Source organism: Streptomyces longisporus, from assembly GCF_039532765.1.
Classification (GTDB): Bacteria; Actinomycetota; Actinomycetes; order Streptomycetales; family Streptomycetaceae; genus Streptomyces; species Streptomyces longisporus.
The window spans coordinates 45974-58603 of the sequence record NZ_BAAASG010000014.1 but is presented as its reverse complement, the minus strand read 5'-3'; the positions used below and the strand labels follow the sequence as shown (position 1 = coordinate 58603).

General features: G+C 71.7%; 14 protein-coding genes and 1 riboswitch. Of the genes, 10 read left to right on the top strand and 4 right to left on the bottom strand.

All coding sequences use genetic code 11. The annotated features are described in order from the left end of the window. Window positions 1-81: 81 nt before the first annotated feature. Window positions 82-223, bottom strand: a riboswitch (cobalamin riboswitch). A gap of 151 nt (window positions 224-374) precedes the next feature. From ABD355_RS29195 to ABD355_RS29185, 3 genes are all read right to left on the bottom strand, one after another. Next, window positions 375-602, bottom strand: coding sequence for a hypothetical protein (locus ABD355_RS29195; protein WP_030947947.1), 228 nt, complete (start codon window positions 600-602; stop codon window positions 375-377). 34 nt (window positions 603-636) lie between these two features. After that, window positions 637-1887, bottom strand: coding sequence for an inorganic phosphate transporter (locus ABD355_RS29190; RefSeq protein ID WP_344403751.1), 1251 nt, complete (start codon window positions 1885-1887; stop codon window positions 637-639). Between the two features lie 153 nt (window positions 1888-2040). Beyond that, on the bottom strand, window positions 2041-2790 hold the full coding sequence (locus tag ABD355_RS29185; protein ID WP_344403749.1) for a lysozyme: 750 nt from the start codon (window positions 2788-2790) through the stop codon (window positions 2041-2043). A gap of 196 nt (window positions 2791-2986) precedes the next feature. On the opposite strand from ABD355_RS29185, the gene ABD355_RS29180 reads away from it, so the two are divergent. The 6 genes from ABD355_RS29180 to ABD355_RS29155 all read left to right on the top strand — a co-directional run bounded on the left by ABD355_RS29180 (window position 2987) and on the right by ABD355_RS29155 (window position 9985). Then, window positions 2987-3718 carry a class II aldolase/adducin family protein gene (locus ABD355_RS29180; protein ID WP_344403748.1) on the top strand — a complete coding sequence of 244 codons (732 nt, stop codon included), beginning with the start codon at window positions 2987-2989 and terminating at the stop codon, window positions 3716-3718. A gap of 109 nt (window positions 3719-3827) precedes the next feature. Continuing rightward, entirely contained in the window at window positions 3828-4946 is a 1119-nt protein-coding gene (locus tag ABD355_RS29175) for an alpha/beta hydrolase family protein (RefSeq protein ID WP_344403746.1), read from the top strand. A gap of 180 nt (window positions 4947-5126) precedes the next feature. Next, window positions 5127-6527 carry a hypothetical protein gene (locus ABD355_RS29170; protein WP_344403744.1) on the top strand — a complete coding sequence of 467 codons (1401 nt, stop codon included), beginning with the start codon at window positions 5127-5129 and terminating at the stop codon, window positions 6525-6527. 342 nt (window positions 6528-6869) lie between these two features. Continuing rightward, window positions 6870-8468 (top strand): ABC-F family ATP-binding cassette domain-containing protein, encoded by a 1599-nt coding sequence (locus ABD355_RS29165; protein WP_344403742.1) that lies wholly within the window; start codon window positions 6870-6872, stop codon window positions 8466-8468. Window positions 8469-8830: 362 nt separating this feature from the next. After that, a complete protein-coding gene (locus ABD355_RS29160) occupies window positions 8831-9052 on the top strand; it encodes a helix-turn-helix domain-containing protein (RefSeq protein ID WP_004002281.1) in 222 nt (73 codons plus the stop codon). A gap of 129 nt (window positions 9053-9181) precedes the next feature. Next, a complete protein-coding gene (locus ABD355_RS29155; protein ID WP_344403740.1) occupies window positions 9182-9985 on the top strand; it encodes an enoyl-CoA hydratase/isomerase family protein in 804 nt (267 codons plus the stop codon). 95 nt (window positions 9986-10080) lie between these two features. Here ABD355_RS29155 and ABD355_RS29150 read toward each other — a convergent pair whose 3' ends face one another. Further along, window positions 10081-10791, bottom strand: coding sequence for a nucleopolyhedrovirus P10 family protein (locus ABD355_RS29150; protein WP_344403739.1), 711 nt, complete (start codon window positions 10789-10791; stop codon window positions 10081-10083). An 88-nt stretch (window positions 10792-10879) separates the two neighbouring features. Between ABD355_RS29150 and ABD355_RS29145 the strand changes: the two genes are divergently transcribed. Genes ABD355_RS29145 through ABD355_RS29130 form a run of 4 tightly spaced genes read left to right on the top strand, consistent with a single transcriptional unit; the run spans window position 10880 to window position 12630 of the window. Continuing rightward, window positions 10880-11374: an Asp23/Gls24 family envelope stress response protein gene (locus ABD355_RS29145; RefSeq protein ID WP_344403737.1), complete on the top strand. Its 495-nt coding sequence runs from the start codon at window positions 10880-10882 to the stop codon at window positions 11372-11374. 43 nt (window positions 11375-11417) lie between these two features. Next, window positions 11418-11603, top strand: a complete 186-nt coding sequence (locus ABD355_RS29140; protein WP_344403735.1) for a hypothetical protein — start codon at window positions 11418-11420, stop codon at window positions 11601-11603. Beyond that, on the top strand, window positions 11600-11983 hold the full coding sequence (locus ABD355_RS29135) for an Asp23/Gls24 family envelope stress response protein (protein WP_344403732.1): 384 nt from the start codon (window positions 11600-11602) through the stop codon (window positions 11981-11983). The genes ABD355_RS29140 and ABD355_RS29135 overlap by 4 nt, the downstream gene beginning before the upstream one ends. Beyond that, window positions 11980-12630 carry a DUF6286 domain-containing protein gene (locus tag ABD355_RS29130; protein ID WP_344403730.1) on the top strand — a complete coding sequence of 217 codons (651 nt, stop codon included), beginning with the start codon at window positions 11980-11982 and terminating at the stop codon, window positions 12628-12630. The genes ABD355_RS29135 and ABD355_RS29130 overlap by 4 nt, the downstream gene beginning before the upstream one ends.

Sequence of the window (12630 nt, the reverse complement as noted above, 5' to 3'; positions counted from 1 at the left end):
GTCGGGCAGCGACCTGGTCCTGAACCTCAAACGGCAGGCTGGCATGGCGACATGTCCTCACTCAGGGTGTCCACGCCCTGGTTCGACGAGACCGGCGGTGAGAGTTCCTGGCTCCCGGGGCTTACTACCCCGGTGACAGTGGCGGGACCGCGCCGGACTTGCACCGGCTTCCTCTCGCGCCGCCGTAGATGGCTTCGGCAGTCCACCACGCCCCCGAACGGCAGTCAACTTGCCGTTGACCTGCGACGGGGGAGTGTGCTGAGGCCCACACCCGGCGCTCCGAACCGGGCAGGAAAAACCCGTGGGGCGAGGGAGCACGAAAGGGTGCTTCCTCGCCCCACGGGACGGTGCGGAAAGGCGGTCCGGCCGCGGCCTCAGGCCTTGGCCACCACGAGATGGATTCCGTACGCCACGGCCGCCGCGCAGCCCGCGAAGGCCACATATGCGCCGGCCACCGCCAGGGACGCCGAGTTGCCCTGCGCCACGGCCCGCTCGCGGCGTGACAGGCCCATGATGCCGAGGGTGAACAGGGCCACGAGGCCCACCGTGACCGCGAGGCTGACGCCGAAGACGGAGCCCAGGGCTGCCCAGTCGATCTTCATGCTGCTTCTCTTCCTTCGTACCGGGTGGGCGGGCTCAGACGGCCGCGGCCGGCGGCGTCGCCGGGTCGGGGACGGCGGCCACGGGGGCCGGGGCGGGGATCGTGGCCGTCAGGTCCTCGGTCACCGTGCCCGTGGGAGGCGGGGTCACGGCGGCGATGGCCGTGGTCACCACGCCGGGCGGCTCCTCGCTCTCGTTGACGTTCGACGCGTCGACGACCTCGCGCCGGGAGATCTTCCAGATGGCCGCACTGGCGACGACCAGGAAGACGGCGACGACGGCGGTGCCCCAGTCGCCGAGATCCGTCACGGACTCCGCGCCCGCGCCGACCAGCGCCGCGGCCGGCAGCGTCAGACACCAGGCCACGAGCATGCGGGTCGCCGTCGACCAGCGGACCACACCGCCCTTGCGGCCGAGGCCCGCACCCATCACCGAACCGGAGACGACGTGGGTGGTGGAGAGGGAGAACCCGAGGTGCGAGGAGGCGAGGATCGCCGTGGCCGCGCTGGTCTGGGCGGCGAAGCCCTGCTGCGGCTCGAGTTCGGTCAGGCCCTTGCCCATGGTGCGGATGATGCGCCAGCCGCCGATGTAGGTCCCGAGCGCGATGGCGAGGCCCGCGGAGAGGATCACCCAGGTGGGAGGGTTGGAGCCGGGGGCGATGGAGCCGCCCGCGATCAGCGCGAGGGTGATGATGCCCATCGTCTTCTGTGCGTCGTTCGTGCCGTGGGCCAGGGACACCAGGCCCGCCGAGGCGATCTGGCCGGCGCGGTAGCCCTTGCGGGTGGCATCGCCGTCGGCGTTCTTGCCGATGCCGTAGGAGAACCGGGTGGCGAGCATCGCCGCCACGCCGGCGACCACGGGGGCCGCGACCGCCGGGAGCAGCACCTTGGTGACGAGCACGTCACCGTGGACGGCGCCGATGCCGGCGGAGGCGACGGTGGCGCCGATCAGCCCGCCCATCAGGGCGTGTGAGGAACTGGAGGGAAGCCCGACGAGCCAGGTCAGCAGGTTCCAGAGGATCGCGCCGACCAGCGCCGCGAAGATGACCTCGGGACGTATGCCGGTCTCGTCGACGAGACCCTTGGAGATCGTGTTGGCGACCTCCACGGAGAGGAAGGCACCCGCAAGGTTCAGCACGGCGGACATGGCCACCGCGACCTTGGGCTTGAGCGCGCCGGTCGAGATGGTGGTGGCCATCGCGTTGGCGGTGTCGTGGAAACCGTTCGTGAAATCAAACGCGAGTGCGGTTACCACCACAATCGCGAGGATCAGCGAGAAGTTTTCCATTTACCCAGGCAATCGTTCGAAGTCAACGGTCGGTTGACCGTAGGCAACCTGGGTGAACGGAAGATGAACTGAGAGCGGCTGCACGATGTCCGGATGAGGGGGTCGCCGCTCCGCCCTGTCCCGGCGACCCCCCGGTCCCGCGGTGCCCCTTGGTCAGTAGCCCCGGGCGAACTTCCTCAGCTGGGTCTGTGACCCGTTGAAGAGATTCTGGTCACCCGGCAGACCGCCGCTGTTGTCGTACTGCCAGAAGGTCCAGAACGACCAGCCGGCCGGCAGGGAACCGGAGGTCCCGGACTCGTGACGGGCTATCCACAGTGCGTGGTCGGAGGCGAACGCGCTGCTTCCGCCGGTACAGGTGTTCCACCAGTGGGTGGTCGTGTAGATCACCGGGTGGCGGCCGGTGAGCCGCTTCACCTCGCCGCTGAAAGACTTGATCCAACCGACCATGCCCGCCTTGCTCAGGCCGTAGCACCCGTGCGTGGCGCTGTACGGGTTGTATTCGATGTCGAGGGCCGGCGGAAGCGTCCAGCCGTCCGGCCGCCAGCTGCCGCCGTGGTGCACGAAGTACGCCGCCTGTGCCCTGCCCGACGACTTGTCCGGCAGTGCGAAGTGGTACGCGCCGCGGATGAGGCCGGCGCCGCGGGCGCCGTCGTACTGCCGACCGAAGTAGGGGTTGCGGTAGGTCGTGGACTCGGTCGCCTTGACGTAGACGAACCTGGCGCCCTTGGCCTTCGCGCTCGACCAGTCGACGTTCTTCTGGTGCGAAGAGACGTCGTGCCCCTGCGGCAGACTCGCCGCCGAGGCCGGAAGCCCGGCGAGAGCCGCCCCGGTGACGGTGAGTGCCGCCACGGAGACCGCGAGGACGCGGGTGCGGCGGCGCAGCGGTTTGTGATCACGAGCCATGTTTCCCCCCGGAATGGCGACGTGCACGACAAAACAACGGGAGATTACTGGAAGGTCATCGAATACCCGGTGATCTCTGGCCAAGCACGGAGAGAGGCGGATATGTCCCTATAAGGGGACTTTCGGAGGCCTGGCTTCCGCCCTAAAGTGCCCCCGTCCGACGGCGCGGCGGAGGTGCGCCTGGCAGGATCGCGGCATGGCGGAGCAGCGGCGGGACCAGCGAGGCGAACGGGATGCGCGGGAAGGTGTGCAGGGAGTGCCGGAGCGGCGGGGGAGGGGTGTGAGTGCCGAGGTGGCCCGCGCCTGGGAAGCGCTCGTCGCGACCGCCCGCCGCACGGTCGCCGACGGGCTCGTCGTCGGCACCTCCGGCAATGTCTCGGTGCGTGTCGGGGACACCGTGCTGGTCACACCCTCGGGCGTGCCCTACGACCGGCTCACGCCCGAGGACGTGACCGGTGTCGACCTGGACGGCCGCCAGGTGCTCGGCACGCTCGTCCCGACGAGCGAACTCCCCATGCACCTTGCGATCCACCGCACCACCGACGCCCGCGCCGTCGTCCACACCCACGCCGTGCACGCGACCGCCGTCTCGACCCTCGTCCGCGAGCTCCCGGCGATCCACTACATGACCGGCGCCCTCGGCGGTCCCGTCCGAGTTGCCCCCTATGCGACATACGGCAGCGACGAGTTGGCCGAGAACATGCTCCACGCCCTCGCCGACCGCACCGCCTGCCTGCTGCAGAACCACGGCACGATGGCCTACGGCACCACCCTCGACCAGGCCTACGACCGCACGGCCCAACTGGAATGGATGTGCCGCCTGTGGCTGACGGCCTCCTCGGTACCGGGCATGTCCCCGACGCTGCTGTCCCTGGAGCAGGTGGCGGAGGCGGCAGAGAAGCTGCGGGGCTACGGGCAACGGAAGTGACGCCCGGGAAACCGCACTCGGGGTGAGGGGGCACACCCCGGCGCAATCCGCATCACCCCGCCCCGTCCTCCCGCTGGCCGGTGGCGGGGTCCGCCAGGACACTGGACGGGTGCGCACAGTCAAAGCGACGGCTGCAGCCGTCACCGTGGCCCTGGCGGCCGGCGCGGCAAGCGTGGCCGCCGGCCGGTTCGCGAGCGACGCGGCGCTCAAGGCGCCGCCGGGCCGGCCCCTGCCCACCGAACCCCAGCTCACCGTGCACGCCACGGCGGCCGGCCAGATTGCGCTCACCCGCGACCTGGCGGCCATGCGTCCCGGCACCTACGGCCTCGCCGGCGACGGCACCCACGCGGTCGTCGGCCCCGTCCTCGCCACGGCAACGCACTCCGCCGACACCGTCGTCCGCCGCCTGGAACGGGTCACCCACGGCACCCTGGAGCCCGGCGACAAGGTGTGGCTGACCCCGAACCTGCACACCGGCGACCCGGGCAGCGCCCTCGGCCTGCCCCACACCGACGTCGACATCCCCGGCGAACTCGGCTCCCTGCCCGCCTGGTTCGTGCCCGGCGTGCGGGACACCTGGGTGATCGCCGTGCACGGGCTGGGAGCCACCCGCGAACTCGCCATGAACATCATGGAGTTCCTGCACCGCCAGCGCTTCCCGGTGCTCGCCCTCGCCTACCGCGGCGACCCCGGCGCACCCCGCTCCCCGGACGGCCTGGGCCACCTCGGCGAGACGGAGTGGCGCGACGTGGACGCGGCGATCCGGCACGCCGTCAGCCACGGCGCCAAACAGGTTGTGCTGCACGGCTGGTCGACCGGCGCCACCATGGCGCTGCGCGCCGCCGCCCACTCCGGGCTGCGCGACAGCATCTCCGGACTGGTCCTGGACTCCCCGGTGCTCAGCTGGGCCACGACACTGCGCGCCCTCGCCGCCGCCCGCCGCACACCGGGCGCACTGCTGCCGCTCGCCGTCCGGGCCGCCCAGGGCCGTACCGGCATGGAGCGCGAGCGCGCCGTCGAGGCCGAGCAGCTCACCGTGCCGACGCTGATATTCCACGGCCCGGACGACACCCTGGCCCCCTGGGAGTACTCCCGCCGGCTCGCCCACGCCCGTCCCAACCTGATCGCGCTGCGCACGGTCCCGAACGCCCCGCACTCAGCGATGTGGAACGCCGACCCGGAGGCCTACGAAGAAGCGTTGCGCCGCTTCCTCACCCCTCTCATGTGATCACTCCCGCGGTGCCGGTCCCGAGCGGAGCCGAACAGTCGGCACCATTCCGTTTAAGGCCGTACCACTGGCCTGTTCCCGTCCCCGAGCCGCCCGCCGGACCCCGTGCGTTGGCCAGTCCCGTCGCCCGCCGTGACATTCCGTTTGGGTTTTCGGACCGTCAACCGGAAGACTGCACCCGTGACGTCCCGTATCCCGCGCGACTCCAGGCTTCGACTCGTCGGCCCGCGATCCCTGTCCGCCGCCCCCAGAGCCGTGAACCAGCGCCGCCCGCGCCGCGCCGCACCCCGACCCCCGGAGGGCACCCCGGCACCCGCGGAGCTGGCCAGAATGGCTCGCTCCCAGCTGGCCGCCGCGGCCCGCGTCGCCCGCTGGGCCGACGCCGCGCTCGGCCCGGGCAGCGACGGCGCGACCGCCGACGGCAAGGCCACCCTCGCCGACGCGACCGCCGAACGGGCTGCCCGGGACCTCGGCCTGACCGTGGCTCAGGTCCGCGCGGACTGGGACACCGCCCGCCTCGCCGGCCTCGTCGAGGTGCACGGCGACAGCGCCCGCCCCGGCTGGCGGCTGCGCGCCTGGAACCGCGACGACAGCGCCGTCCTGCGCGGCTGGGTCGCCCTCTTCGACGCCTGGTCCCTCGCCCACGGCGAGCCCGCGGAGCACGCGCCCGCCGCCGTCGCCGAGGTCGTCTCGGCCATGCCCCAGGTGCTCTCCTTCCTCCAGCTGTCCGCCGGGCCCGTACCGGTCGACCAGCTCCTCGACCTCCTGGAGCAGCGCGTCACCGAACTGCGCACCGAGCGCTGCGAGATCCCCTACGGCCCGCAGCCCGAGCCCGCCGAGCAGCCCGAGGCGCTCGACGCCCCGCTCGCGCCCCTCCTCGACTGGGCCCTGCACGCCCTCGCCTCCGTCGGCGCCCTCACCTACGGCGGCGGACAGGCCACCCTCACCCCGCTCGGCAGCTGGGCCGTCTGGGTCAAGCTGGAGCAGATCTGCGTCGCCGCGCAGAGCCCCGCCGGGAACATCGAGGTCGCCGCCGACGAGATGCTCCGCGGCTGCGCCCAGCTGCGCCCCAACGCCGCCCGCGCCGAATACCGCGCCTGGCTCGCCGCCCGCCCCGTCGGCAGCGCCGTCACCGAACTCATCGCCGCCGCCCGCGGCGACGACGCCCTGCTGCGCGGTCTCGCCTTCGAGGCACTGCGCGTGGTCGGTGCCCCCGCCGAGCCGGACGTCCGCGCCGTCGCCGACGAGCCGACCCTGCGGCCGTACGCCCTGCTGTGGCTGGCCGAGCACGACGGCGTCGACCCCGAGGACGCCCACGAGGTCCTCACCCGCGAGGAGGCCACCTGGCTGTGGGTGGACACCGCCGCCGCGGTCGCCGACCACGGCGAGGCCCCGATGCTCGTACGCCACCTGGAGTCGGCCGTGCAGCCGACGGTCCCCCTGCTCCTGGAAGAGGTACGGGCGGTCGGCCACCCCCGCACCGTCCAGGTCCTCGTCGCCCTCGCGGCGGCCCACCCGGACCCGGCCCTGGCGAAGGCCGTGCGCCGCGCGGCCTTCCAGGTGCACACGGGCGGCAGCTGAGCGCCCTTCAGGGGCGCGGGGCTGTGACATCAGCGGCTCCGCCGCGGCGCGCGACCAGCCACGACGGCGACGCAGTCGCACGAAGGGTGCGTCTTCACGCCCGGGCGTGCCGTACATCACGCCGGCGCGCTGATCGTCGCCCAGCCCTGCCCGGCGGCGGCGTGGACGTCCCAGCTCATCGCCGTCGGCGGCCCGGGCCGCAGGCGGCCCGAACACCCGAACACAGAAAAAGTGCTTGCACGGCCCCGTTAGACTTGGCCCATGGCCATTCTCCTCGCGCATTAGACGGCGGGAACGCCTCAGCCGCCCACCCGTCAACCCTTTCTGCCCTGGAGCCTGTCCGTGATCTCCGCCTCCGGTATCGAGCTGCGCGCCGGTGCCCGCGTCCTCATCGAGTCCGCCTCCTTCCGTATCGCCAAGGGCGACCGCATCGGCCTGGTCGGCCGCAACGGCGCCGGCAAGACCACCCTCACCAAGGTGCTGGCCGGCGAGGGCATCCCGGCCGGCGGCACGGTCACCCGCTCCGGAGAGGTCGGCTACCTCCCGCAGGACCCCCGCACCGGCGACCTCGACATCCTCGCCCGCGACCGCATCCTCTCGGCGCGCGGTCTCGACGTACTGATCCGCAAGATGCGCGACAACGAGCAGCGCATCGCCAACGGTCAGGGCGCGACCCGCGAGAAGGCACTGAAGCAGTACGAGCGCCAGGAGACGGAGTTCCTCACCAAGGGCGGGTACGCCGCCGAGGCCGAAGCCGCCACGATCGCCGCCGCGCTCAATCTGCCCGACCGGGTGCTCGGCCAGCCGCTGCACACGCTCTCCGGCGGTCAGCGCCGCCGTATCGAACTGGCCCGCATCCTGTTCTCCGATGCGGACACCCTGCTGCTCGACGAGCCGACGAACCACCTCGACGCCGACTCGATCGTCTGGCTGCGCGACTACCTGAAGACCTACCGCGGCGGCTTCATCGTGATCTCCCACGACGTCGACCTGGTCGAGACGGTCGTCAACAAGGTGTTCTACCTGGACGCCAACCGCGCCCAGATCGACATCTACAACATGGGCTGGAAGCTCTACCAGCAGCAGCGCGAGGCCGACGAGAAGCGCCGCAAGCGCGAGCGGGCCAACGCCGAGAAGAAGGCCGCCGCCCTGCACTCGCAGGCCGACAAGATGCGCGCCAAGGCCACCAAGACGGTCGCCGCGCAGAACATGGCCCGGCGCGCGGACAAGCTGCTCTCCGGCCTGGAGGCGGTACGCCAGAGCGACAAGGTCGCCAAGCTGCGCTTCCCCGAGCCCGCGCCGTGCGGCAAGACACCGCTCACCGCCGAGGGACTGTCCAAGTCGTACGGCTCGCTGGAGATCTTCACCGACGTCGACCTGGCCATCGACAAGGGCTCCCGCGTCGTCATCCTCGGCCTCAACGGCGCAGGCAAGACGACCCTGCTGCGCCTGCTCGGCGGCGTCGAGAAGCCCGACACCGGCGAGGTCGTCCAGGGCCACGGCCTCAAGCTCGGCTACTACGCCCAGGAGCACGAGACCCTCGACCCGGAGCGCTCGGTCCTGGAGAACATGCGCTCCTCCGCCCCCGACCTGGACCTCGTCGAGGTCCGCAAGGTGCTCGGCTCGTTCCTGTTCTCCGGCGACGACGTCGACAAGCCGGCCGGCGTGCTGTCCGGCGGCGAGAAGACCCGCCTGGCGCTCGCGACCCTGGTCGTCTCCTCCGCCAACGTCCTGCTGCTGGACGAGCCGACCAACAACCTCGATCCCGCCAGCCGCGAGGAGATCCTGGGCGCCCTGCGCACCTACAAGGGCGCGGTCGTCCTGGTCACCCACGACGAGGGCGCCGTCGAGGCGCTGCAGCCCGAGCGGATCATCCTGCTGCCGGACGGCGTCGAGGACCTGTGGGGCGCCGACTACGCGGACCTGGTCGCCCTCGCCTGACCCCGTTGGATCGTCAGCGCAGCTTGATCGAAGGCGTGATCCACAGCGTATGGATCATTCGGCCGATCCGTGATCCATCATCTGTGTGAGATCTCCTCGTACCGAGGTGTGTCCTACATCCATTTCGCGGCCGGGCCCTTTATCGACAAGGGCTCGGCCGTCGTACGTCTCTGACCTGGCACTTCACAAAAGAACCCGTTCGGCGGTACGAACGCAGCCAGGGGGAATTACGGATTCCGCTTGTGGGGATGCGCTCCTGTCGTCAAAACCCTGTCTCACGGACCTTGCCGAATGGGTGGCCATGAAAGCCCGGAGGGGTGATCATGAGGGGACCAGAGCGCACTTCCCATGAGGAGGCACGGGTGGCCGAGACTCTGAAGAAGGGCAGCCGGGTAACCGGCGCCGCGCGCGACAAGCTCGCGGCAGACCTGAAGAAGAAGTACGACTCCGGTGCGAGCATTCGGGCGCTGGCCGAGGAAACCGGCCGCTCGTATGGCTTCGTGCACCGGATGCTCAGTGAGTCGGGCGTCACGCTCCGTGGGCGTGGCGGGGCGACGCGGGGCAAGAAGGCCGCCTCGTCCTGATCCCGGGCGGCCCATCGGCTTCGATGGTGGCCACCCGGTCGGTCGGCAGATCGGCCGGGTGGTTACTGTGCAGTCACTTAGCTTTGCGCTTTAGCTTGCTCTGCTGACCGCACTCATCGGAGGCACTCCATGGCTTCGCCCGCCCAGGACCTCGGTCCGGTACTCGACAAGGACGGCGTACGGCTCACCGTCGACGACGCGATCGCCACGGTGACGCTGACCAACCCGGCCAAGCGCAACGCGCAGAGCCCCGCCATGTGGCGTGCGCTCGCCGAGGCCGGGCGGGTCCTGCCGGGGTCCGTCCGTGTCGTCGTGCTGCGCGCCGAGGGGCAGTCCTTCTCGGCCGGGCTCGACCGGCAGATGTTCACGCCCGAGGGAATCGAGGGCGAGCCGACGTTCATCGACCTTGCGCGCAGCAGCGACGGTGAACTCGACGCGAACATCGCCGAGTTCCAGGCCGGTTTCACCTGGTGGCGGCGGAGCGACCTCGTGTCCATCGCCGCCGTCCAGGGGCACGCCATCGGTGCGGGCTTCCAGCTCGCGCTCGCCTGTGACCTGCGCGTCGTCGCCGACGACGTGCAGTTCGCCATGCGCGAGACCAGCCTCGGGCTGGTGCCGGACCTGACAGGGACGCATCCGCTGGTGGGGCTGGTCGGCTATGCCCGCGCGCTGGAGATCTGCGTCACCGGGCGCTTTGTGTCGGCCGAGGAGGCCGTCAGCACGGGGCTCGCCAACCTCGCGGTACCGGGCGATCAGCTCGACGGGGCGGTGCGGGATCTGGCGTCGGCGATTCTGGCTGCGCCGCGGGATGCCGTGATCGAGACCAAGGCGCTGATCCGTGGGGCCCAGGGGCGGTCCTACGACGAGCAGCGTGCCGCTGAGCGGGCTGCGCAGGCGCGGCGGCTGCGGGATCTTGCCGGTCTCGGTGAGTGAGCCTCCGGCGGTGGCGCGCTATTTGTCTGCGGCTCCGTCGTGGCTTGTCGCGCAGTTCCCCGCGCCCCTAAAAGCCGCTGCCGCATCGGCAGTAATCAGCTGACCGCTGTTACCAGCACCGCCACAGTCGGGTGATCCGACAGCACCCCGGCGACGGCTGCACGTACCTCGCGGGCCACGTCCGCGGCACGGTGGTTCGCGCTCACCGCGATCTCCACGCGCGCGTGGCGGTGCGGCAGGCTGCCTTCCTCCTGGAGGGCCGTGATGTGTACCGCCGCCCGCCCCAGGCCGCCCGTCAGGTGGGCGACGCCCGGGACCATCAGGGCGGCGGACGCCGCCCGCAGTTCGTCCGCGTCGTCGGGCTCCGCGGCGCGTGGCGGCTCCGGGCCTCGTACGGGGACGGGGTCCGGTTCCTCGTCCAGCAGGGCCGTGACGCGCAGGTCCACCTCGGCCAGCACCAGGCCGAGCAGTTCTGTCGCCGCGGCTGCCAGCGTCGTACGTACGAGGGCCGCCCTGATCGGCAGTGGCTCGGACGCCGTCGTGGCGAAGTCCGCCGTCACGCGCAGCGGTCCCGGCGGCAGGGCGCTCGGCGGTGGCGGTACGGCGGGGTCCTGAGCGGTGTCCGGGTCGGCGAGCGCGATGCGGAGCGCGTCCAGCCGTACCCCGCTCAGTTCCCCGGCCGCGCGCCTGAGCGCCGCCTCGGCCGCCTCCTGCGAGATCCACGCGCCGTCGTGCGGCCCGCCCAGCGGCAGGAGTCTGCCCAGGCCCAACTGATGCCGTACCCCGGCCCACCGTTCCGTCGTCATTCCTCCAGCCTGCCGCATCCCCGGCGCGCGGCGGCGTAACCCCACTTACCGTGGTCGTAGGACGACGAACCGAAAGGGACGTGCGGCGATGACCGACATGACGGAGCAGGGCCGGACGAGGAACCCCCAAGGGACGAGCGAGGTGACGGACCCCCCGACGTTGCGCAAGGCGCCGACGCGGCGCGGCGGAGGAGACCCCGCCACCCGGGGGCGGACGACGATCGCCGACGGGGTCGTGGAGAAGATCGCCGGACTGGCCGCGCGGGACGTGGTCGGCGTGCATGCCCTCGGCAGCGGCCTCAGCCGCACCTTCGGAGCCGTGCGCGACCGCGTGCCGGGCGGCTCGAAGTCCGTGACGCGGGGTGTGAAGGCCGAGGTCGGCGAGGTGCAGACGGCACTGGACCTGGAGATCGTCGTCGACTACGGGGTCTCCATCTCCGACGTCGCCCGCGCGGTGCGGGAGAACGTCATCGCCGCGGTGGAGCGGATGGCGGGCCTCGAGGTCGTCGAGGTCAACATCGCGGTGAGCGATGTGAAGCTGCCGGAGGAAGAGGACGAGGAGCCGGAGCCCCGGATCCAGTGACCGGCCGGCGACCGGACAACCGCACCACTGAGGGGAGCGCACGATGAGCAGGGCCGTGGTCGGCATGATCGCCGGAATGGCGCTGGGCTTCGCCGGATACTTCGGCGGCTTCGGCGCCTTCCTGCTGGTGGCCGCCCTGGGCGCCGTCGGGTTCGTCGTCGGCCGGTTCCTGGAGGGGGACTTGGAGATCGGCGAGTTCTTCCGTACGCGCGAGGACCGCCGACGGTGAGCACGGTGAGCGACGGTGTCGGTGAGCTGCGCAGAGCCACGGCCACCGTCGCGCCCGGCGAGCGCGGGGCCACCAGGATCGCCGACCGGGTGGTCGCGAAGATCGCCTCCCAGGCGGCCCGGGAGACCCTGAGTGGCCAGTCCGAGGACACCTCACCCCCGCACGCCACCGTCGTCGTCCACCATGGAGCCGCCCATGTCCGCGTCCACATCGAACTCGACTATCCCTGCGACATCGGCGCCCGCTGCGCGGATGTGCGTCGACATGTCGCTTCGCGGGTAGGCGCGTTGGTGGGCATGGAGGTGCCGGAGGTCGCCGTCCACGTGGAGCGGCTGCATCTGACCCCGGCACACGGCGTGGCACAGGGGAGGACGCGATGAGCGAGCCCCAGGGCTCCGAGGGCACCACACAACGACTGCCGGTCATCGAGAGGGCACCCGCACAGGAACCGGCGTACGGGCCTCCGCCGTCCGGCCACGACGGCGACCAGGGCCGCTTCTGGTCGGCGCGCCGCGTCCCCGCGGGCATCGTGGCGCTGCTGGTCCTGGCGGTCGCGGGCCTGTTCCTCTACGACATCGCGGCCGTACGGGCGCACCGGCCCGCGATGGCCTGGCGCCGGGAACTCGCCCGGCAGCTCGCCGAACGTCATCTCGACGACACCGTGGTGCTCGTCGGCGCCGGGGTCGCCGCCGCCCTCGGTCTGTGGCTGCTCGTGCTGGCGCTCACGCCCGGCCTGCGCGGGGTCCTGCCGATGCGGCGCACCCACGCCGACGTCCGCGCCGGACTGCACCGCGAGGCGGCCGCCTACGTGCTGCGCGACCGCGCCATGGAGGTCGCCGGCGTCCAGTCGGTACGGGTCCGGATGCGCCGCACCCGCGCCGATGTGTACGCCCTGTCGCACTTCCGTGAACTGGGCGACGTACGCGCCGACCTGAACGCCACGCTCGACGACGCGATCAGCGGCCTGGGGCTCACCCACCCGCCCGCGCTGTCCGTGCACGTACGGCGTCCCGGACGGAAGGGGTGA

Bases quoted from the DNA above. Each gene is read 5' to 3' on its own strand.
- ABD355_RS29195 (WP_030947947.1), bottom strand. From the start codon at position 602: ATGAAGATCGACTGGGCAGCCCTGGGCTCCGTCTTCGGCGTCAGCCTC.
- ABD355_RS29190 (WP_344403751.1), bottom strand. From the start codon at position 1,887: ATGGAAAACTTCTCGCTGATCCTCGCGATTGTGGTGGTAACCGCACTC.
- ABD355_RS29185 (WP_344403749.1), bottom strand. From the start codon at position 2,790: ATGGCTCGTGATCACAAACCGCTGCGCCGCCGCACCCGCGTCCTCGCG.
- ABD355_RS29180 (WP_344403748.1), top strand. From the start codon at position 2,987: ATGGCGGAGCAGCGGCGGGACCAGCGAGGCGAACGGGATGCGCGGGAA.
- ABD355_RS29155 (WP_344403740.1), top strand. From the start codon at position 9,182: ATGGCTTCGCCCGCCCAGGACCTCGGTCCGGTACTCGACAAGGACGGC.
- ABD355_RS29150 (WP_344403739.1), bottom strand. From the start codon at position 10,791: ATGACGACGGAACGGTGGGCCGGGGTACGGCATCAGTTGGGCCTGGGC.
- ABD355_RS29145 (WP_344403737.1), top strand. From the start codon at position 10,880: ATGACCGACATGACGGAGCAGGGCCGGACGAGGAACCCCCAAGGGACG.
- ABD355_RS29140 (WP_344403735.1), top strand. From the start codon at position 11,418: ATGAGCAGGGCCGTGGTCGGCATGATCGCCGGAATGGCGCTGGGCTTC.
- ABD355_RS29130 (WP_344403730.1), top strand. From the start codon at position 11,980: ATGAGCGAGCCCCAGGGCTCCGAGGGCACCACACAACGACTGCCGGTC.